The sequence below is a fragment of the Ruegeria sp. HKCCD6157 genome (assembly GCF_013110685.1).
Lineage (GTDB): Bacteria > Pseudomonadota > Alphaproteobacteria > Rhodobacterales > Rhodobacteraceae > Ruegeria.
Map to the genome: position 1 here is coordinate 670,904 of NZ_WVRB01000001.1, position 17,937 is coordinate 688,840.

Sequence of the window (17,937 nt, forward strand, 5' to 3'; positions counted from 1 at the left end):
CAAGGTCCCTTTCAAGTAACCGAAGGCCCGCACGCCGATCCCGCCCTCAGCCGGGAACCGCCGTACCGGCAGTGTCGCCGGTTCCGTCGCGGCGCGCTTTGGCGGCCGCCAAAGTGTCGCGCAGTTCCTTTTCCATCTTCTGCAACTCAGCTTCGGCTGCGGCGCGTTTGGCCTTGCCCTCGTCGGCAATGGCAAGGCTTTCGTTGATGGTGCCAATCAGGTCGGCATTGGCCTGCTTGACCGCTTCGATGTCGAACACGCCGCGCTCCATCTCTTGGCGGATCATCTTGTTCGATTCGCGCAGGTTGGCCGCATTCGAAGTCAAAAGCTCGTTCGTCAGGTCGTTGGCATCCCGCACCGCGGCGGCGGCTTCGGCACTGCGTTGTATCGTAACCGCCTGGGCCAGCTGCGTTTCCCACAACGGGACCGTGTTCACCAGTGTCGAGTTGATCTTGGTGACCAGCGATTTGTCGTTTTCCTGAACCAAACGGATCGACGGCAGGGACTGCATCGTGACCTGTCGTGTCAGTTTCAGGTCATGAACCCGGCGTTCAAGGTCGTCTCGCGCCGCGCGCATGTCACGCAGTTCCTGTGCTTTCATCACTTGCTGGTCTTCCGGAGCGGCCTGAACTTCGGCTTCCTTTTCAGGGATGTCGTGGCTGTCCAGCTCGGTCAGCTTCTCTTCGCCCGCAGCGATGTACAGCGCCAGTTCGTCATAAAAGCCCAAGGTCTTTTCATACAGCAGATCCAGAGATTTGATATCCTTGAGCAGCGTATGTTCATGCCCCAGAAGATCGTCGGTAATGCGATCGATCTGGCCCTGAACCTCTTCGTATTGCGCTGTGAATTTTGCAAACGGTGCAGCCCTGCCCAAGAGTTTCTCCCACCAGCTGCGCTCGCGCCGCACGTCAAGTTCACTGACCGAGAAACCGCGGATCGTGGTCACGATATTGCGCAGGCTGTCACCGGCCGGGCCGACATCCTTGTTGCGCACATCCGCAAGCATGGCCTGGCTGATCTCCTGCAACTCGGCCTGCGCGGACGAGCCGAATGCGACAATCGAATTGGTGTTGCCCATGTCGATTTCATCCATCCGCTTGCGGATTTCGGCACTGACGGGTTCGTCGGCTTCCTCCAGCGGCACGATCTCGGCCTGCGGTTCGGGCAGGGCAACCGCGGTGACTTCCTGTACCAGAGTTTCGGCCTGAACCGCCTTGTTCTTGATCTCTTCGGACATGGGGATGTTCCTCGCTCAAATATGGCCGGTCAGTCCAGCCGGACGCCTTCGCGCTGCAATCTTTCACGCAACACGTCGATTTCGACCGTCAGATCACTGCGGTCATCCAATAGCATTTTCCGCGTACGCGCGGCAAAATTCTGTTCCAGATCGTCCAGAAGGGCGGAATAGTCGGCCAGTGCCTGCGCGTCGCGGGTGCGCGCATAGATATCAGCAAATTTGACAGTCGCATCACGCGCGCCCTGTAGATACACAGTCAGATATTTTCTGGCACCGGCCAGATCGCGAGGGTCTTCCTCGACCGTGCGAAACAGGTCACGTGCGGTGTCCTGAAATCGCTCGACCCGGGCTTCGACACGTCGATCGCCCGCGCGTTTTATGGCATCTGTCATTTCCGACAAGTGTTTCTCGGCATCATCGACCACGCGCGCCACGCGGTCTTGCTGAAAGGTGTCGACCCCCTCCATGCCCTTGTTCTTCATCGGATCAAGCCCGAATGAGACAGAATGCAGAACGGTCGCAGCGACGCCAAACAGCACGGGGGCCAACAGGCTGACCTGCGCTGCCGCTTCAGCGTCCAGAAACTCGGACCTGTAAGACGCAAGGCCAGCACCAAGGCCGGTGAGAACACTGGCAAATATCTTCCGCGGAAAAGCAGGACGTCGAGCGGTTTTGCGGGCATTGTACGCGGCTTCTGCTCTCAGACCTTCTCGCAGCAAGAATGCGGCCGCCGTCAGAAAACCAGCGGCGACCAGCCCCAGTGTCATGCCAATCGCGCCGTCGTTCAGGGACAGAAACACCAAAGGAATGGCGGGTAGAAACAGAATATTCGCACGTGCGCCAGCGGGCTCGACCCGTGCGCCGTCAAACTGACCCCTCGGATGTGGGGTGTTTTCCGATTCATCCCCCTGTGGGCTGTATTTTCCGCCGAACCGCTTTGCCATGGCTTACAGACCTCCGAGCAAACCAGTGCAGACGCCAAACAACAGCACCAACAGCACAGCGTAGGCCAGTTTTTGCACTCCGCTTCCGGACATCACGCCCCCCAAATAGCAGCTTTCACTGAAAATTTAGGGTATGCGCGGGCTTAGCGCTAGGGGGAAGGTTGCCGAACCCACATCACTTACGGGGATTCTTGCCGACCAGAGGCCGTTTTCTTTTGGGCCGTGACGGGCGTTCGGGCGGTTTGCCCGGTTTGTCTTCGGCGTCCAGCCCCAGCTGGTCGCGCATCACCCGGCGACGGACTTCTTCGACCTCGCCCTGTTTCAACGTCCCAAGCTGGAAGGGGCCGTAGGACACCCGCAACAGACGATTCACGGTAAAACCGATATCTTCCATCGCGCGGCGGATTTCGCGGTTTTTGCCTTCGCGCAAGCCGATCGTCAGCCAGGCATTTGCGCCCTGCTGGCGATCCAATGTGACGGTCATTGGCTGGAACCGTTCTCCCTCGATCACCAGCCCCTTGCGCAGCGGTTCGAAATCTTCGTCCTTCGGGCGACCGTTCACCCGCACGCGGTACTTCCGCAACCACCCGGTCGAGGGCAGTTCCAGCTTGCGCTTGATGCCGCCATCGTTGGTCAACAGCAGCAATCCTTCGGAATTCAGATCCAACCGACCGACGCTCATCACCCGTGGCATGTCGTCGGGCAGCTTGTCGAATATTGTCTCTCGTCCTTTTTCGTCGCGGGTCGTCGTCACCAACCCGGCGGGCTTGTGATACAGCCACAGACGCGACGGTTCCGGTTCCGAGACCGGCCTGCCGTCGACTGCGATCTTGTCTTTCGCGGTCACGTTCAGGGCGGGGCTGTCGATGGTCTTGCCATTCACTGCCACGCGGCCCGCTTCTATCATGCGTTCAGCCTCGCGCCGGGATGCTACGCCAGCGCGGGCCAGGACTTTGGCGATCCGATCGCCGGGGGGTGGGGTCTTGTTCATGTCAGGGCCATACCCCATCCCGGGCGCTTGCGAAAGGCGGGTTTCTGCGGCAGTCAGGGGGCATGGTGTTCAAATCGCATATGCAACAGGCCTTGACCGAGGCGCGCGCAGCCGCTGACCGCGGCGAGGTGCCCGTGGGGGCCGTTGTCGTCGGACCGGACGGAACGGTCGTGGCCGCGGCCGGAAATCGGACGCGCGAGTTGAATGACCCCACGGCCCATGCGGAAATCATGGCCTTGCGTGCAGCCTGTGCGCAGGCGGGCTCTGAACGGCTGCCGGATCATGATCTCTACGTCACGTTGGAGCCTTGCGCGATGTGCGCCGCGGCCTTGGCGGCCGCGCGCATCCGGCGGATCTATTACGGTGCGGCAGACCCCAAATCCGGGGGCGTGGCGCATGGCGCGCGCGTGTTTTCGCATGCACAGGCGCATCACGTGCCCGAAGTCTATGACGGGATTGCAGGCGAAGAGGCTGCCGCGCTTTTGAAGGCCTTCTTCGAAGCGCGCCGCCAGGACAAGCCGGGCTGACGCGCTGCTCTGTCGTCAGAGGGTGATGGCTTTCATAACCTCAGGTTCGATCACGTCGACCCCGGGCAACCCGTCGATCAATGCCTGTGCGCATTGTTCCAGAATGGGGAACGTCTTGTAGTGACATGGGATGACCGTCTTGAAGTCAAAGTACCGTTTCGCGGCATAGGCGGCGGCTTTCATATCCATGGTGAAATGCCCGCCGGCCGAAAGGATGCCGATATCGGGCTTGTAGTAATCCCCCATCCATTCCATGTCGGCCATGATGTCGGTATCGCCCGAGACGTAGAGCATACGCCCCTCGGCCGCGATCATGAAGCCGACTTCACTGCCGCCGGTGCGCAGACCGTCCGGTGTTGAAAAAGTCGAGCTGTGAGAGGCCGGTACCATTGTCACCATGACGCCGTTCAGGTCGACGGTGCCGCCTTTGTTGAAACCGATGGTCTCAATGCCTTCCGCTTCGCTCCAGTATCCCATCAGGTCATATTGTCCGACAACGGGGATTTTCAGGTGCTTTGCCAGGGGAAGTACATCGGCCACGTGGTCAAAATGCGTGTGGGTCAAAAGAATGTGGGTCGCCCCTTCCAGCACGGCATCATGCCGATCTTCGGGCAAGACCGGGTTGCCGGTCAGCCACGGGTCGATCAACAGAACCTGCCCCTGAGTTTCAATGCGAAAACTGCCATGGCCCAGCCAGATAATGTTCATTCCGGTTTTCCTCCCATAAGGTCTCTTGGCAGCAGCCTAGCATCGGCTATGTAAAATTCCATGGACTGGATTCGAGAAATTGATGGCTATTGCGAACGCGTGTCGGCGGACTATTGGGCCGAGCCGATCAATGCGATCACGAACGCTGCTTTTCTGATTGCCGCATGGATCATGTGGCGGCGCGTGCGCGATCAGGACATGCCGCTGGCCAAGGGTCTGGTCGTGATTTTGGCCATGATCGGGGTCGGAAGCTATCTGTTTCACACCCATGCCCGGGTTTGGGCTGCTTTGGCGGATGTGGCGCCGATCCTGCTGTTCATATTGGTCTATATATTTGCGGTGAACCGCGACATCTGTCGCATGTCGTCCGGAATGGCGATCTGCGGTACAATTCTGTATCTTCCCTATGCGGCGGCCGTTGCGCCCCTGTTCCAGCTTGTGCCGGGGATTGGTGGGTCGGCGGCTTATGCGCCGGTCCCTTTGTTGATCCTGATCTACGCGTTCCTGCTGCGGGGCAATGATCCGAACTTGGCCAGAGGGATGACGCTCGGGGCCCTGATCCTGATTCTATCGATCACGTTCCGTGCGCTGGATTTGCCTATTTGCGGGCAATGGCCAATGGGGACGCATTTCATGTGGCACATCCTGAATGCCATAATGCTGGGATGGATGATCGAGGTGTATCGCGCAGCTCTTGTCAGGGGCCGTTTCTGCAAAGGCCCGGCGTCTTGAGGCGCGGGAGGATCGCTTGTGTCCTCCGAGCCTCGTGACAAGGAGGTCAACGAAACCGCCGTGGTCCGATTCTAGTTCTGAAAGGCTGCGGCCAGATGGTCGGGCAGATCAAATTCGTTCAACACCCGAGCGCGGCCTTCGGACGACATCTTGCGGGCGGTTTTTTCAACGATGCTCTGGATTTTCTCGGCCGAGTGTTTTGCGGCAAAGGGCTGGAAATACCATTTCAGAAACACAAAGCAGATCACGTCTTCCAACGCCTGCACTTCCGCGTCCCGCTTGATGCCCTGTTTGCGCAACATGCGCCCTGCGGCCTCGACCTGTTCTGAATCGTAACCTTCGCGGGTCATCAACCCCATGACCACGTCGGCATGGTGTTCGCCCTGCGCCTTGCGCCATGACAGATATCCAACCCGGCCTTCGGGATATTCACTGCGGGCAAGTTTCCAACGTTCCACATGCTGCCCGCGCGCGGCGATTTGAAGGGCGTCAGAAACGTCCGGAAACAGGCGGCCCAGCTCGGCACTCATGCGTTCGCCATACAACAGCGCCGCGGGGCGGCCCTCGTCTTGGTTGGGGTCATTTGCATTGGCTGCGTCGATTGCGTCCAGAACCGCTTGTTTTTGCGCGCTCATCATCTGCTCCACTGGCTTGCCTGAACTACGAAACCTTGGCGCAGTTCTGTTCTGTATTCGACGTCATGCTAGCGGCTTGCTCTGGGATGTGCATCCTCGAAAATGCAAAACAGCCGGGTCAGAGAGGGGATATCTGACCCGGCTTGGACCTGCGCGTTACTTGGCAGGTTTGACCTGATCCTGCGTGACCGGTTCCGTGATAGGGGACGGGAAGGTCAACGTGCGTGTCAGGTTGCTTGTGTCGATACCCAAAGCCATGGCCGGTGCGGCCAAAATCGTGGCGGACAAGACTGCGGCTGTTATCAGGGGTTTCATGTTTTTTCTCCGGTTTGCGTTATGTCGCATAAATAAAGTGAACAGTACAGTTTAGTTTTCAAGATCGATAATGAACTATTCGGTTTACTTTTTTGCATACCAGCCATTCAGTTTTGAATAGCCTCAGAAAAGGGGGGAGTTCCAAACTCGGACCTGCCCAAGGCAGCCCGGTCTTGCGACTGCCGCTTCAGACGGGTAAACGCCCCCTAACATAGATGAGGGAAGCCGATGTCGATTGACCAAAGCACCGCCGCCAAAGTGGCCAAACTGGCCCGGATCAAGGTCGAGGATGACGCGCTGCCGGCGCTGGCATCCGAGTTCAACACCATCCTTGGGTTCATCGAACAGCTGAACGAAGTGGACGTGGAAGGTGTCGAGCCGATGGTTTCGGTCACACCCATGCGCCTCAAGCGCCGTCAGGACGAAGTCACCGATGGCAATCAGCAGGACAAGGTTCTGGCCAACGCCCCCGACGCCCGCGAAGGGTTCTTCGCAGTCCCCAAAGTGGTGGAGTAAGACATGAGCGATCTGAACAAATTGGGCCTGGCCGAGGCCCGCGACGCGTTGCGAGCCGGCGACGTCACCTCTGTTGAGCTGACAGAAGCCTGCTTGAAAGCCATTGATGAAGCAGATGCGCTGAACGCATTCGTCCACAAGACGCCCGAGATCGCGATGGAGCGCGCCAAGGCCGCGGATGAACGGATCAAGGGTGGGGACGCTCCGTCAATGTGTGGCCTGCCGATCGGCATCAAGGACCTGTTCTGCACCAAGGGCGTGCCGTCGCAAGCCGCGTCGGGCATTCTTGAAGGCTTCAAGCCGGAATACGAATCCACCGTGTCACAGCAACTGGCCGACGCAGGCGCGGTGATGCTGGGCAAGCTGAACATGGACGAATTCGCCATGGGCTCGTCCAACGAAACATCGGTCTATGGCAACGCGGTCAGCCCGTGGCGTCGTGGCAACGATGATGCGCAGCTGACGCCGGGCGGTTCGTCGGGCGGATCTGCGGCCGCCGTTGCTGCCGATCTGTGCCTTGCAGCAACGGGTACCGATACCGGCGGTTCCATCCGGCAGCCCGCGGCTTTTGTCGGGATCACCGGCATCAAGCCGACCTATGGTCGTTGCTCGCGCTGGGGCATTGTGGCGTTTGCGTCCTCGCTGGATCAGGCTGGTCCGATGACCAAGAACGTCCGCGACGCCGCGATCATGCTGGAAACCATGTGCGGCCATGACGCCAAGGATTCGACCAGTGCGGACCTGGCCGTCCCGAATTTCGAAGCGATGCTGACCGGAGATATCAAGGGCAAGAAGATCGGTATCCCCAAGGAATACCGCATGGACGGCATGCCCGCCGAGATCGAAAAGCTCTGGGCCGATGGTGCCGCGATGCTGAAGGATGCGGGGGCCGAGATCGTCGATATCTCGCTGCCGCACACCAAATATGCGCTGCCGGCCTACTATGTGATCGCCCCGGCCGAGGCGTCTTCGAACCTCGCCCGCTATGACGGTGTCCGCTATGGGCATCGTGCACAGTTGGCGCAAGGGGATGGCATCACCGAGATGTACGAAAAGACCCGCGCCGAGGGCTTTGGCCACGAAGTGCAGCGCCGGGTCATGGTCGGCACCTATGTTCTGTCGGCTGGTTTCTACGACGCCTACTACAACCGTGCCCGCAAGGTGCGCACGCTGATCAAGAAAGACTTCGAAGACGTGTTCGCGGCCGGTGTCGACGCCATCCTGACCCCGGCAACCCCATCGGCGGCCTTCGGTCTGGGCGAAATGACCGAAGCAGATCCTGTTCAAATGTATTTGAACGATGTCTTCACCGTGACCGTGAACCTGGCGGGACTGCCCGGTATCTCGGTCCCCGCAGGGCTGGACACACAAGGTCTTCCGCTGGGATTGCAGCTGATCGGGCGTCCCTGGGAAGAAGGCGACCTGCTCAATACCGCCTATGCGCTGGAAAACGCGGCCGGTTTTGTGGCCAAGCCCGGGAAATGGTGGTAAGCCTCGGGCAACTGAAGCACTAGACACGGAGCCAAACAATGCGCGTTTTGCTTTTGGTCCCCGCTCTTGCACTGGCAGCTGCGTGCACGGATGTCGCGCCGCTGACCAGCACGGGTTTCAACACGCCTGAATACCAGGCCCAGCGCGAGGCTCAATTGGCAGGTCAGGGCGTGGCCGGCAACCCTCTGCTGGCCCCGGTCGAAGTTTCACAACAACCGCTGGGCGCCCCGGGTACGGCGCCTGTTGCCACGGGTGAAAACGCGGATATCGCTAACCAGGCCGCGGCGGCATTGGCCAGCACATCTGGCCAAAACCCAGCCGCGGTTACGGCGGTTCCCGTGGCGAACACTGGCGCGATTTCGGATGAACAGGATTTTGCCGCCGTGTCCGAACGCCGCAGCATCGAATCCGACGCCGCCCGGATCGAGCAGAACCGCCAGACGTATGAACTCGTGGCCCCGACGGCAGTGCCCGAGCGCACGGCGAGCGGCCAGACAAACATTGTGCAATACGCGCTGAGCACGTCCAATCCGGTAGGTGTGCAACTTTACAGCCGGTCCGGTTTCAACCTTCAGGCCAAGGCTCAGAGGAACTGCGCGCAATTCCCATCCCCTGATCAGGCTCAGATCGAGTTTCTGTCCAATGGCGGCCCCCAGCGCGACCGCAAAGGTCTGGACCCGGATGGGGATGGCTATGCGTGTGGCTGGGACCCGAGCCCGTTCCGCAGTGCCGTCAGCAACTGACCCCCTGAACCCGATCTGGCATCCGTCACCCAATTTTGGTGAGCGCCGAGATGGTCTGACACCATCCTTGATCGTGATCCATTACACGGCGATGGACAGCGCTCAGGCGGCTTTGGATCGTCTGTGCGACCCAAAGGCCGAGGTCTCGGCCCATTACCTGATCGGCAATGATGGCACGCTGTGGCAGATGGTGCGCGAAGAAGACCGGGCCTGGCACGCGGGTGCCGGAGAATGGCACGGTCAGACCGACATCAACTCTCGTTCCATAGGCATCGAGCTGGACAACGCCGGCAAGCATCCGTTCCCCGAACCCCAGATGCATCGGCTGGAACAGCTGTTGCGCCAGATAATGCACCGTTGGGCCATCTTGCCAAACGGTGTTATCGGCCATTCGGACATGGCGCCTGGGCGCAAATTTGACCCCGGTCCGCGATTTGACTGGTTGCGGCTCGAGCGCAACTTGCTGGCCACGCCCCGCGGATATGCCGCTGGTCCGCAAACTGCATCAAAGGGCCAGTTCCGAAATCTGGCTCAGGCTGCTGGTTTCAGCGCTGATGTAGACGATGATACGCTGTTGCATGCCGTCCGCCTTCGATACCGCCCATGGGGCAGGGGGCCTTTGCAGCAAGCCGACCTTGCACCGTTGATCCCGCACTCCTGATCCGCCCTTCATCTGGCTGAAAATATCCCGGGGTTGAATTGGCCGCAGGCCAAGAAGGGGCTGGCCCCTTCTCTGAACCATCCACCCTTGACGCCGCCGACCGCAGAGCCTACCCAACCCACGCGCGGAGGGTCGGATGGCCGCTGGGGTCGCAAGGCCCGAGAGGAAAGTCCGGACTCCACAAGACAACGGTGCCGGGTAACGCCCGGGCGGGGTAACCCGACGGAAAGCGCCACAGAAATCAGACCGCCCGGAACTTTGGTTCAGGGTAAGGGTGAAACGGTGGGGTAAGAGCCCACCGCGCCCCTGGCAACAGGGGCGGCACGGCAAGCCCCACCGGGAGCAATGCCAAATAGGGTCCCCGCGCGGGCCGGTCGGCGCAAGCCGATACCGCCGCTAGGCACGTCTTGGCCGAGAGGGACCGGGTTGGCAGCTTGAGCCGCGCAGCAATGCACGGCCTAGAGGAATGGTCATCGAAGGGGGCAACCCCGGAACAAGATCCGGCTTACAGGCCCTCCGCGCGTATTCGCCTATCCTCCGGGCGGCGTGTAGGAACCGGTCAGCGCCGCCGCTTTCTCTGTTATCGACGTGAACTCGTCTGCGGTCCAGGCGCGAACGGTTTCGATGTTCGTCACTGCACCCGACGCGGCGACAGCCATTCCAACGGCCACGGCGTCTGTCCCATCTGGGGCTTCGCTGATCACAACCACGTCGTTGCTGCCGGTCGTCATGTAGAAGGACAGCAGCCTGCCGCCTACTTTTTCCAGCAGAGCTTTCACCGGACCGGTGCGGTTCTCGGGCTTTTGCAACATGCCTTTGACACCGGCTTGCGAGTAAGATGCGTAAGTAATGAAAATGGGCATTGATACCTCCTGTTGCGTCAAATCGTTTTTGGGTCTTCAAGTCAGCCGACCCCGGGGCCGTTCAAAATCAGGGGCCGGAAAACATCGGCGCCGTGATGAACCAAAGGCCAGCGCCGATCAGCGCAAAACCTGTCACCGACACAAGCCACCGGGCCCCGGGCAATAGTTTTTCCAGCGCAACATAGGCGGCAATTCCGACAATCCAGTAGAGGTTCATGATCCCCCCGACGAAAAGCAGCAGCATCAGTGCCCAGCAGCACCCCAGACAATACGTGCCGTGCAGGATACCGGTGCGGAAAGCACCGAATGTTCCGGGTCGGTTGTGATCGGCCAGGAAACGTGCGGGGCTCTGACAGTGGCGCAGGCATGCGTTTTTCAAAGCTGAAAACTGATAGGCGCCAGCCGCCAGCAGAACGCTTCCTGCGAAGACGCCCGAGCTGATCGTCATCATCGGCCCGTCGGACAACCCGATTTGTTCCAACCCCCATTGCAATGCGGTTGCAATCAGGCTGAACGCCACCCAGGCCACTAGATAGCCGGATAAAAACCACAGGCTGAACGCAACCGTCCGATGCTTTTCAGGCCCTGTCCGCTTGACCGCGATGAACAGAAGAACGGCAGGCGCAGCGCTTGGGGTCATCATGGCGATCATCATGACCCACCACATCAGAAAAATCAGCAAGGCATAGCTTGCGCTCCACGCTGCTGCCGGGCCCATTTGCATGGGGTCTCCGACAGGGCCGGCCATCCGGGTCATCTCGACCGCGGACATGTTCATCCCGACGCCAGCTATCGTGTACCAGGTTGCACCGAGGATGATCAGAAGAACGCTTCCCAGAACAATCGCGCTGTCCTGTCTCAGCAACCACTCAACCGTCCCGCCCCGGGGCGATGCGTTCTGTTTGGTCATGGGTGTTCTCTGCTTATGCGCCCAAGACGCCATGGCCCGAGATGTTCAGATGCGCCAGATGAGCATGGGTTGCGTCAAGGGTCAGCTTGATTTGACCACCCGTCGTAGTCGCACTGCCCGATGCCGCTTCGGCATGGCGGTATTCAAAGCCGTTCGGCAACTGTATCGACGCGCGGTGAGGTGCGCCCGATACGATATGAGGGATCGGATTGACCTCAACATCGAAAACTCCGGCAGCCTTGGCGTATCCGCTGCGTTCTTCGCGGTTCCAGTCCAGTTCAATCGGAACAAACAGGGTTTCATGTTTCAAAGGCGCCATGGCGCTGAAGACATACCAGAACGTGGCCATTTCATCCGTATCCTGACCGGTCATGATCGCTTGCAACGCGGCACGCTGTTCAGCTGTTGCGTTTTCATCAATGATCAGCTGCATCTGACCGTTACCTTCATGAATTGGTCCCGGCCAATGATAGACACCTGCCGCCCGAAGACCGCCCAGATCAGTGTCACCGTAGTGACCGCTTTGAATGTCAAAGACCACAACCGCCTCGCAATTGCCGTGTGACGGAAGTACGCTGAACTGACACGGGCAACCAAAGTTGCAATTGCAATTGGCCAGTTCTTCGGCCTGAATAGCCCATTCTGTCATGATAGCCCCCCAAGAAAAGTCGCATAAAACAACTCTGCTCGTTGCGGGTTGAACCCATTCACGCTGCCTCGGCCTTCGAGCCTGAATTCGGCTTCTTGGATGGGCGAACCTATCACGAATCCGTGATATGTACAAACAAGACCGCAAATTACATGCCATCTTTGGGCTTTATCATGTGCCGGGCTATGGGCCGGTCGCGTTCAGGTTGAGCACGGTATTCGGGATTGCATTCGGCTGTTAGACTTTCGGAACCAATTTGAAGATATGGGAGGTTGATTATGAGCTTTATGAAAACACTGGCGTCCGTGGCCATTGGTTTTGCTGCGGCCAAGGGTATGGAAAAATATCAGAAGATGGGCGGCATGGCTGGGCTGCAAGACATGATGCAGGGTGCCGGCGGTGGTTTTGGCGCGGATCAGCTGGGCAAAATGGCAGAACAATTTGGCCTGCCCGGTGGCGCGTCAGGCTTGCAGGACATGATGAGCAAGATGGGGGTTGGCGGCAGCACAGCCGGAGCCGCTGGTTTGGGTGGGTTGTTGAACGCCATGCAAGGGGCCGCCAAAACTGCCAATCAACACACAGGTGACATGATGGAAACCGTGTTCGGCGGCACGCCCGCGGGTGCAGCGATGGAAGAGCAGGCAAAACTCATGCTGCGCGCAATGATTCAGGCTGCCAAGGCAGATGGTGAACTGGATGAACAGGAAAAGGAAATCATCCTGGGTAAATTGGGCGATGATGTCAGCGAGGAAGAGCGCGCATTCGTGCAAGAGCAGCTGAACGCACCGATTGACGTCATGGGATTGGCGGCTGATTCTGGTGCGCCGCTCAAGACGCAGATCTATGCAACTTCCCTGGCTGCGATCCGTCTGGACAACGCGCGCGAGGCATCATACCTGCGGCAATTGTCCACCGCTCTGGGTCTTTCCGACGCGGAAAGAGACCAGATTCACACGTATATGGGCGCGCCAACCCTGCCTAGTTGAACCTGCACCAGATTCCTGTGCCTGTATGATCCGATTGGCCTTGACATAGGCGGTGCAGCGCGTAAAAGCGCACGCTCATAGGAATTCAACCGAAAGGCCCCTGCCTTTTCGGACGCAGGAGATAACCATGGCGAAGCCGACGACAATCAAGATCCGTCTGAACTCGACCGCGGGCACGGGCCACTTCTATGTGACCAAGAAGAACGCGCGTACCATGACTGAGAAAATGACCATTCGTAAATACGACCCGGTCGTTCGCAAGCATGTCGAGTACAAGGAAGGCAAGATCAAGTAATCTGCCATTCCATTTGGAATTCCGAAAAAGGGCTCTGTTGTACAGAGCCCTTTTTCAGTTCCGGTTTCCTGATTTCAGCGGATGGCAAGCTGCGGCAGTCCGTTGCAGTGGCGCATCAGCGTTTGGGACAATCGCATCCCCTGCGGCTTGCTTTTTGTGGGAACCTGCAAGTACGCTTCAGCAAACCGCCACAAAATGTTGACCGCCATGAAAAAAATCTTGTTATCCACAATTGCCGTTCTGACCCTAGCGGCCTGTGAAGACCCGTTTAACCGCGAAGGTGTCGGGTTTACTGGAATCGATGGCGAACCGCGCACGATTTCCGACGTACCCGGTGCCGTCGCCTTTCTGCCAGACGCGACCAACGTTCCGGCAGAGCTGGCGGAACTGCGGACAGTCACGCTTTTGAGTGATGAGGTTGAGCCGTCCAAGGTGGCTTCGGTTGCAATAGACAATGGCGGGCAGACGCCAAACACGGCTGTTCAACTGCAAGGAAGCGACACAAACTTGTTCCTCAGCACTGTCAGTGTCAACGGCACCATATTTGGTGTGCTGCGCACGAGTTCGAACAGTGTGAAGGTCGACAATTCGATCGGTGTAGGCTTTGCGGAAGAAACAGAGCGTTTTACCGGCTGTCTGCCAGCTGGCGGTGTATTCCGCAAAGGAACCTCCGAGAAAAGTTCCGGCTTCGCCATACCGCTGAACTGTAGCTGATCCCGATTACGTTCCAGTATCTCAAAGCCCCGCCTCGACGGCGGGGTTTTTCATTTCCGGGCAAAAGAAATCCGTCGCGCAAAAGAAAAGGGCCGGTCGTGGACCGGCCCTGAACCAATTCGGTTGTCGGCAAGGCTTATTCTTGCTGACCCATGAACATCAGCAGGAACTGGAACATGTTCAGGAACGAGATATACAGGCTCAGCGCGCCGTCGAAGGCGGCTTTGTCCAGCCATTCCTGATCGCCATGTGCAGCGTGGGCGACGTAAGTGTTCTTGATGTCCTGCGTATAGAACGCGGTCAGACCGGCAAAGATCAGGATGCCGATGGCCGAGATGGCCAGCATCATCACGCCGGATTGCAGGAACAGGTTGATGATCATCGCAACCAGCAGACCGATCACACCCATCATCAGGAAAGTGCCCATTCCGCTGAGGTTCCGCTTTGTGGTGTAGCCATACAGGCTGAGGCCAGCAAAGGCGATCGACGTCACCAGGAAGGTCTGGGTAATCGAGTAGGGCGTGAAGACCAGAAAGATCGAGCTCATCGAGATGCCCATCACGGCGGCAAAGACGAAGAAGCCAAGCTGAACTGTCGCGGCTGAGCCACGGCGCATCAGGGCACCCCATCCAAACAAGATGAAGGCCAGCGGAGCGAACATGACCACCCATTTCAGCGGCGACAGGAACAGCGCGCCGCCCAAGCTCGTCAGATAGCGGTCAGCGCCGATCTGAGCAACCGCGTTGCTTGGATCGCTGGTTACTGCCAGACCGGCAATAGCCCATGCCGCCAGTGCCGTGATCAGCATGCCGACGGACATGGTGCCGTAGACTTTGTTCATGTGGGCGCGCAGGCCCTGATCAATCTCGGCGGCGCGCGCGCCGGATGCCGTCCGGATCGTGTCGAATTGTGCCATCAAAGGGTCTCCCTAGTCGTCAAGTTAGAGCGCCCCGGCAGAGCGGGGCGGTTTTCCATCTAAATATCGGCAACAAGGGGCTGTGTTTCAAGAGATTCCGGGCGAAAACCGAATAAAAGACGCAACAAAAATGCCAACAGGCGACTCAAGGTCGCCCATCGCCATAAAAATATGAGAGTCATAGTCACCTTTTCCAGAATTGAGGTGCATCCCAGAAAAAGCGTTTTGCTTCTGCGGATGCTTCCTCGCGGGTGACTCCGATATCGTCCAGCACGGCAGCATCCAGTTGTGCCAGATTTCGCCGCTGTCTGGACAGTTCGAACGCTTGAGAGATCAGGGACACCAAGGAACGTTTGGCCGGTTTGCAAGGATTATGGATTGCGAGTTGCGTCATAACTTGTCCTTTCTGTATTCTCGATGGTTTTACTGGCTGATATCAATTTCCTTGATTGATATGGGTGAGTGTGACACATTTTAAAAACGAATATTTTTGATGGAACGCATAAGGAATCGTGAAGATGCGAAATCTGGACATTACAACCCTGCGGTCTTTCGTGGCGGTGGCGGATCAGGGCGGTGTGACCCGTGCCGCCGGATTTCTGCACCTGACGCAGTCTGCGGTGTCCATGCAACTCAAGCGGCTGGAGGAGCTGCTGGGCCTGGAGTTGCTGGACCGAAGCGGCAGGACAATTGCTCTGACCGCATCCGGTGAGCAGCTGCTGGCCTACGCGCGCCGCATGATTGCCCTGAATGACGAGGTAATCTCAAAACTCACCGATCAGGCCTTTGAGGGCGAAGTGGTTCTGGGCGTTCCCCATGACATCGTCTACCCCGCGATTCCCCGGGTCCTGCAACGGTTCAACGCAGATTTTCCCCGCGTCAGGGTGCAGTTGGTGTCGTCCTATTCACTGCAATTGAAAGACATGTACAAGCGGGGCGAATGTGATGTGATCCTGACGACCGAACCGTCTTCGGCCGCTGGTGCAGAGACCATCGCAGAGCTGCCGTTGCGCTGGATCGGCGCGCCGGGCGGGTCTGCATGGCGCAAGCGCCCGTTGCCTCTGGCACTGGGGCGGCGCTGCTTGTTCAGACCGCAGGTCATATCGGCGCTGGATGCGGCCGGAATACCGTGGGAGCTGTCCGTGGAAACCGAAAACGACCGTACCATAGAAGCCACGGTCAGTGCCGATCTTGCGGTTCACGCAATGCTGGACGGAACCGAGGCCGCACATCTTGAACAGATCGACTCGGCTGGGGCTCTGCCGGATTTACCTGCGCATATGATCAACCTCTACGGTGGCGAGCAGGGCCGGGATGCGGTTGTCGAAGCTCTGGCACAGTTGGTGCGTCAGAACTTCAGATTGCTGGGCGGTACCCAGTTGCGGGCCGTGGTTGGATGATCGCGATCAAGGCGTGATCACGATCTTGCCCGTGGATTTTCGCTCTTTCAGCAACTGCATTGCATGCGCGACATCTTCAAGGGGCAGGACGTGACTGATGTGCGGTTTTATCCTGCCCTCTGAATGCCACTTGAATAGGGTGTCAAAACTGTTGCGCACAGCTTCGGGGCGGAATTTCAGATAGCCGCCGATATACACCCCGATCACGGTCAGGTTTTTGACCAGCAGATGATTGGCCGGAATCTGCGGGATGTCGCCCCCGGCGAATCCGATGGGCAGCAAACGCCCTTCGGGATTGGTGGCCCTGAACGCGGCCTTGAACACATCCCCGCCGATGACGTCATAGACGACATCCGCGCCACCCAGCGATTTGACCCGCTCGCGCAGGTCTTCGGAAGCATCGATCAGATGATCGGCACCAGCGGCACGGGCAACGGCAAGCTTGTTCTCGCCGCGCGCCTGCGCGATGACCGTGGCGCCCATGAGCTTGCCGATTTCGACGGCAGTCAGGCCGACACCTCCCGCTGCGCCGGTGACCAGAAGGGTTTCACCCGGTTGCAGGCGTGCCCTGTGATCAAGGGCCATGTGACTGGTGGCATAAGCGATCTGGATGGCGGCGGCGTCTTCGAATCCGGTGTCGTCCGGCAGCACGATCGCACGATCCGCGTCGAATACACCGTACTCGGCCAACCCACCCTGACCGGAATAGACTGCGATCCGGTCGCCTGGGCTGAGCGTTGAAACGCCGGGCCCGACTGTCTCCACGATACCGGCGATCTCCATGCCCAGGGTGAATGGGGCAGGTGGCGTGTCCTGATACGCCCCCGTCTGCATCAGCAGATCGGCGAAATTCAGGCCGCAAGCTTTTATCGCGACCCGCACCTGGCCTTCGCCCGGCTCGGGTATTTTCACGTCACAAAGCTGGGCAGACGCCCCGTCGGATGGAATGCAATAGGCCCGCATATTGTTCCTCAAGAGTTTCCGACATAGGCGCGTGTGCCGTCAGAAAAGTCAATCCGTTTGCTGCGTGGGTGCAAAAGGCCCCCGATTTTGAAGGAGGATTCAGTTGCAGGAATATGGTTCTGTAAAGGCTTTGGGTAATACAACCACAAATCCCTGTCAGGGGCATTCGACTCAACCAGCTTGAAAAAAATCTCAAAACCGGCATTATAAACAATCAGTGCTGTAAACGGGGGGCGGTACAGTCCGTATTAGGGAGCGGTTAAGGGGAGCTCTCTAAAACTGCGATATCGGACGTCGCAAAATCCCGTGCAGATGTTTGTGTAGTATAGGAGAATACCAATGACTCATCACGTCGATGTCCATGTGGGCAAGCGCGTTCGGCATCGCCGCTGGCTGATTGGGATGACCCAGCAGCAGTTGGCGCAGCAAGTTGGTATCAAGTTTCAGCAAATCCAGAAATATGAGACCGGTGCCAACCGAATCAGCGCATCCCGCCTGTGGGACATCGCCGAGGCGCTGGATGTTCCGGTCAGCTTTTTCTTCGAAGGTCTGGAAGAAGCCCAAAAAGGCGATACGGACAAGAAATCCGTCCCTGCCGACCTGATGGGTGACAAAGAGGCTTTGGATCTGGTGCGCTCTTACTATGCGATTCCGGAAAACCAGCGTCGCCGCCTGTTCGAGCTGGCGCGGGTTCTCAGCGACGTTGCCTGACTGACTTGACTTTGTCGCGGATTGCTCGCA

General features: G+C 58.6%; 24 protein-coding genes and 1 other RNA gene. 12 read left to right on the forward strand and 13 right to left on the reverse strand.

What is annotated here, in order from left to right; genetic code table 11:
* Positions 1-46: 46 nt before the first annotated feature.
* The 3 genes from GS612_RS03020 to GS612_RS03030 form a co-directional block, all read right to left on the reverse strand.
* Positions 47-1,237 (reverse strand): toxic anion resistance protein, encoded by a 1,191-nt coding sequence (locus tag GS612_RS03020; RefSeq protein ID WP_171639046.1) that lies wholly within the window; start codon positions 1,235-1,237, stop codon positions 47-49.
* 29 nt (positions 1,238-1,266) lie between these two features.
* On the reverse strand, positions 1,267-2,181 hold the full coding sequence (locus tag GS612_RS03025; protein WP_171639047.1) for a 5-bromo-4-chloroindolyl phosphate hydrolysis family protein: 915 nt from the start codon (positions 2,179-2,181) through the stop codon (positions 1,267-1,269).
* Between the two features lie 175 nt (positions 2,182-2,356).
* Complete coding sequence (locus GS612_RS03030) at positions 2,357-3,172, reverse strand: pseudouridine synthase (RefSeq protein WP_171639048.1); 816 nt, start codon at positions 3,170-3,172, stop codon at positions 2,357-2,359.
* A gap of 62 nt (positions 3,173-3,234) precedes the next feature.
* Here GS612_RS03030 and GS612_RS03035 point away from each other — a divergent pair, with 62 nt between their 5' ends.
* Entirely contained in the window at positions 3,235-3,699 is a 465-nt protein-coding gene (locus GS612_RS03035; protein WP_171639049.1) for a nucleoside deaminase, read from the forward strand.
* Between the two features lie 15 nt (positions 3,700-3,714).
* On the opposite strand, the gene GS612_RS03040 is transcribed toward GS612_RS03035, so the two are convergent.
* Positions 3,715-4,407, reverse strand: a complete 693-nt coding sequence (locus GS612_RS03040; RefSeq protein ID WP_171639050.1) for a metal-dependent hydrolase — start codon at positions 4,405-4,407, stop codon at positions 3,715-3,717.
* A gap of 60 nt (positions 4,408-4,467) precedes the next feature.
* Here GS612_RS03040 and GS612_RS03045 point away from each other — a divergent pair, with 60 nt between their 5' ends.
* Complete coding sequence (locus GS612_RS03045; RefSeq protein ID WP_171639051.1) at positions 4,468-5,139, forward strand: ceramidase domain-containing protein; 672 nt, start codon at positions 4,468-4,470, stop codon at positions 5,137-5,139.
* 71 nt (positions 5,140-5,210) lie between these two features.
* Here GS612_RS03045 and GS612_RS03050 read toward each other — a convergent pair whose 3' ends face one another.
* Entirely contained in the window at positions 5,211-5,774 is a 564-nt protein-coding gene (locus tag GS612_RS03050) for a DUF4202 domain-containing protein (RefSeq protein WP_171639052.1), read from the reverse strand.
* A 156-nt stretch (positions 5,775-5,930) separates the two neighbouring features.
* The gene (locus GS612_RS03055; protein ID WP_171167089.1) at positions 5,931-6,089 is read right to left on the reverse strand and encodes a hypothetical protein; all 159 of its coding nucleotides are present in this window, start codon (positions 6,087-6,089) and stop codon (positions 5,931-5,933) included.
* A gap of 228 nt (positions 6,090-6,317) precedes the next feature.
* Between GS612_RS03055 and gatC the strand changes: the two genes are divergently transcribed.
* The 5 genes from gatC (at position 6,318) to rnpB (ending at position 10,024) form a co-directional block, all read left to right on the forward strand.
* Complete coding sequence (gatC, locus tag GS612_RS03060) at positions 6,318-6,605, forward strand: Asp-tRNA(Asn)/Glu-tRNA(Gln) amidotransferase subunit GatC (protein WP_171092525.1); 288 nt, start codon at positions 6,318-6,320, stop codon at positions 6,603-6,605.
* A 3-nt stretch (positions 6,606-6,608) separates the two neighbouring features.
* Entirely contained in the window at positions 6,609-8,096 is a 1,488-nt protein-coding gene (gene gatA, locus GS612_RS03065) for an Asp-tRNA(Asn)/Glu-tRNA(Gln) amidotransferase subunit GatA (protein WP_171616090.1), read from the forward strand.
* Between the two features lie 38 nt (positions 8,097-8,134).
* The gene (locus tag GS612_RS03070; protein WP_171639053.1) at positions 8,135-8,839 is read left to right on the forward strand and encodes a hypothetical protein; all 705 of its coding nucleotides are present in this window, start codon (positions 8,135-8,137) and stop codon (positions 8,837-8,839) included.
* Entirely contained in the window at positions 8,790-9,500 is a 711-nt protein-coding gene (locus tag GS612_RS03075; RefSeq protein ID WP_253283897.1) for an N-acetylmuramoyl-L-alanine amidase, read from the forward strand. Before GS612_RS03070 ends, GS612_RS03075 begins: the two co-directional genes overlap by 50 nt.
* 124 nt (positions 9,501-9,624) lie before the next feature.
* Positions 9,625-10,024: RNase P RNA component class A (gene rnpB, locus GS612_RS03080), an RNA gene on the forward strand.
* A 6-nt stretch (positions 10,025-10,030) separates the two neighbouring features.
* Here the strand turns inward: rnpB and GS612_RS03085 are convergent.
* The 3 genes from GS612_RS03085 to GS612_RS03095 form a co-directional block, all read right to left on the reverse strand.
* Positions 10,031-10,363, reverse strand: a complete 333-nt coding sequence (locus tag GS612_RS03085) for a GYD domain-containing protein (RefSeq protein ID WP_152458759.1) — start codon at positions 10,361-10,363, stop codon at positions 10,031-10,033.
* A 67-nt stretch (positions 10,364-10,430) separates the two neighbouring features.
* Positions 10,431-11,273, reverse strand: a complete 843-nt coding sequence (locus GS612_RS03090; RefSeq protein WP_171639054.1) for a DUF2182 domain-containing protein — start codon at positions 11,271-11,273, stop codon at positions 10,431-10,433.
* 13 nt (positions 11,274-11,286) lie between these two features.
* Complete coding sequence (locus GS612_RS03095; protein ID WP_171639055.1) at positions 11,287-11,922, reverse strand: DUF1326 domain-containing protein; 636 nt, start codon at positions 11,920-11,922, stop codon at positions 11,287-11,289.
* Between the two features lie 278 nt (positions 11,923-12,200).
* Between GS612_RS03095 and GS612_RS03100 the strand changes: the two genes are divergently transcribed.
* On the forward strand, positions 12,201-12,908 hold the full coding sequence (locus GS612_RS03100; protein ID WP_171639056.1) for a DUF533 domain-containing protein: 708 nt from the start codon (positions 12,201-12,203) through the stop codon (positions 12,906-12,908).
* A gap of 127 nt (positions 12,909-13,035) precedes the next feature.
* Positions 13,036-13,203, forward strand: coding sequence for a 50S ribosomal protein L33 (rpmG, locus tag GS612_RS03105; protein ID WP_037309480.1), 168 nt, complete (start codon positions 13,036-13,038; stop codon positions 13,201-13,203).
* Between the two features lie 74 nt (positions 13,204-13,277).
* Here rpmG and GS612_RS20620 read toward each other — a convergent pair whose 3' ends face one another.
* Entirely contained in the window at positions 13,278-13,412 is a 135-nt protein-coding gene (locus GS612_RS20620; RefSeq protein ID WP_256367471.1) for a hypothetical protein, read from the reverse strand.
* On the opposite strand from GS612_RS20620, the gene GS612_RS03110 reads away from it, so the two are divergent.
* Positions 13,411-13,917: a hypothetical protein gene (locus GS612_RS03110; RefSeq protein ID WP_171114761.1), complete on the forward strand. Its 507-nt coding sequence runs from the start codon at positions 13,411-13,413 to the stop codon at positions 13,915-13,917. The two genes, GS612_RS20620 and GS612_RS03110, sit on opposite strands and share 2 nt — an antisense overlap.
* Positions 13,918-14,053: 136 nt before the next feature.
* Here GS612_RS03110 and GS612_RS03115 read toward each other — a convergent pair whose 3' ends face one another.
* Positions 14,054-14,833, reverse strand: a complete 780-nt coding sequence (locus GS612_RS03115; RefSeq protein WP_171114763.1) for a Bax inhibitor-1/YccA family protein — start codon at positions 14,831-14,833, stop codon at positions 14,054-14,056.
* Positions 14,834-15,017: 184 nt separating this feature from the next.
* Positions 15,018-15,227 carry a DUF1127 domain-containing protein gene (locus tag GS612_RS03120; protein ID WP_171114765.1) on the reverse strand — a complete coding sequence of 70 codons (210 nt, stop codon included), beginning with the start codon at positions 15,225-15,227 and terminating at the stop codon, positions 15,018-15,020.
* Positions 15,228-15,351: 124 nt separating this feature from the next.
* On the opposite strand from GS612_RS03120, the gene GS612_RS03125 reads away from it, so the two are divergent.
* On the forward strand, positions 15,352-16,233 hold the full coding sequence (locus GS612_RS03125) for a LysR family transcriptional regulator (RefSeq protein ID WP_171231199.1): 882 nt from the start codon (positions 15,352-15,354) through the stop codon (positions 16,231-16,233).
* A gap of 6 nt (positions 16,234-16,239) precedes the next feature.
* On the opposite strand, the gene GS612_RS03130 is transcribed toward GS612_RS03125, so the two are convergent.
* On the reverse strand, positions 16,240-17,196 hold the full coding sequence (locus GS612_RS03130) for an NADPH:quinone oxidoreductase family protein (RefSeq protein WP_152458750.1): 957 nt from the start codon (positions 17,194-17,196) through the stop codon (positions 16,240-16,242).
* A gap of 339 nt (positions 17,197-17,535) precedes the next feature.
* Here GS612_RS03130 and GS612_RS03135 point away from each other — a divergent pair, with 339 nt between their 5' ends.
* A complete protein-coding gene (locus GS612_RS03135) occupies positions 17,536-17,907 on the forward strand; it encodes a helix-turn-helix domain-containing protein (protein WP_171227834.1) in 372 nt (123 codons plus the stop codon).
* Positions 17,908-17,937 lie beyond the last annotated feature (30 nt).

Coding starts and splice junctions, on each gene's coding strand:
- GS612_RS03050 (WP_171639052.1), bottom strand. CDS start 5,774: ATGAGCGCGCAAAAACAAGCGGTTCTGGACGCAATCGACGCAGCCAAT.
- GS612_RS03025 (WP_171639047.1), bottom strand. CDS start 2,181: ATGGCAAAGCGGTTCGGCGGAAAATACAGCCCACAGGGGGATGAATCG.
- GS612_RS03020 (WP_171639046.1), bottom strand. CDS start 1,237: ATGTCCGAAGAGATCAAGAACAAGGCGGTTCAGGCCGAAACTCTGGTA.
- GS612_RS20620 (WP_256367471.1), bottom strand. CDS start 13,412: ATGGCGGTCAACATTTTGTGGCGGTTTGCTGAAGCGTACTTGCAGGTT.
- GS612_RS03115 (WP_171114763.1), bottom strand. CDS start 14,833: ATGGCACAATTCGACACGATCCGGACGGCATCCGGCGCGCGCGCCGCC.
- gatC (WP_171092525.1), top strand. CDS start 6,318: ATGTCGATTGACCAAAGCACCGCCGCCAAAGTGGCCAAACTGGCCCGG.
- GS612_RS03040 (WP_171639050.1), bottom strand. CDS start 4,407: ATGAACATTATCTGGCTGGGCCATGGCAGTTTTCGCATTGAAACTCAG.
- GS612_RS03030 (WP_171639048.1), bottom strand. CDS start 3,172: ATGAACAAGACCCCACCCCCCGGCGATCGGATCGCCAAAGTCCTGGCC.
- GS612_RS03110 (WP_171114761.1), top strand. CDS start 13,411: ATGAAAAAAATCTTGTTATCCACAATTGCCGTTCTGACCCTAGCGGCC.
- GS612_RS03095 (WP_171639055.1), bottom strand. CDS start 11,922: ATGACAGAATGGGCTATTCAGGCCGAAGAACTGGCCAATTGCAATTGC.
- GS612_RS03090 (WP_171639054.1), bottom strand. CDS start 11,273: ATGACCAAACAGAACGCATCGCCCCGGGGCGGGACGGTTGAGTGGTTG.
- GS612_RS03125 (WP_171231199.1), top strand. CDS start 15,352: ATGCGAAATCTGGACATTACAACCCTGCGGTCTTTCGTGGCGGTGGCG.
- GS612_RS03075 (WP_253283897.1), top strand. CDS start 8,790: ATGCGTGTGGCTGGGACCCGAGCCCGTTCCGCAGTGCCGTCAGCAACT.
- GS612_RS03045 (WP_171639051.1), top strand. CDS start 4,468: ATGGACTGGATTCGAGAAATTGATGGCTATTGCGAACGCGTGTCGGCG.
- GS612_RS03120 (WP_171114765.1), bottom strand. CDS start 15,227: ATGACGCAACTCGCAATCCATAATCCTTGCAAACCGGCCAAACGTTCC.
- GS612_RS03070 (WP_171639053.1), top strand. CDS start 8,135: ATGCGCGTTTTGCTTTTGGTCCCCGCTCTTGCACTGGCAGCTGCGTGC.
- GS612_RS03035 (WP_171639049.1), top strand. CDS start 3,235: ATGGTGTTCAAATCGCATATGCAACAGGCCTTGACCGAGGCGCGCGCA.
- GS612_RS03100 (WP_171639056.1), top strand. CDS start 12,201: ATGAGCTTTATGAAAACACTGGCGTCCGTGGCCATTGGTTTTGCTGCG.
- rpmG (WP_037309480.1), top strand. CDS start 13,036: ATGGCGAAGCCGACGACAATCAAGATCCGTCTGAACTCGACCGCGGGC.
- GS612_RS03130 (WP_152458750.1), bottom strand. CDS start 17,196: ATGCGGGCCTATTGCATTCCATCCGACGGGGCGTCTGCCCAGCTTTGT.
- gatA (WP_171616090.1), top strand. CDS start 6,609: ATGAGCGATCTGAACAAATTGGGCCTGGCCGAGGCCCGCGACGCGTTG.
- GS612_RS03135 (WP_171227834.1), top strand. CDS start 17,536: ATGACTCATCACGTCGATGTCCATGTGGGCAAGCGCGTTCGGCATCGC.
- GS612_RS03055 (WP_171167089.1), bottom strand. CDS start 6,089: ATGAAACCCCTGATAACAGCCGCAGTCTTGTCCGCCACGATTTTGGCC.
- GS612_RS03085 (WP_152458759.1), bottom strand. CDS start 10,363: ATGCCCATTTTCATTACTTACGCATCTTACTCGCAAGCCGGTGTCAAA.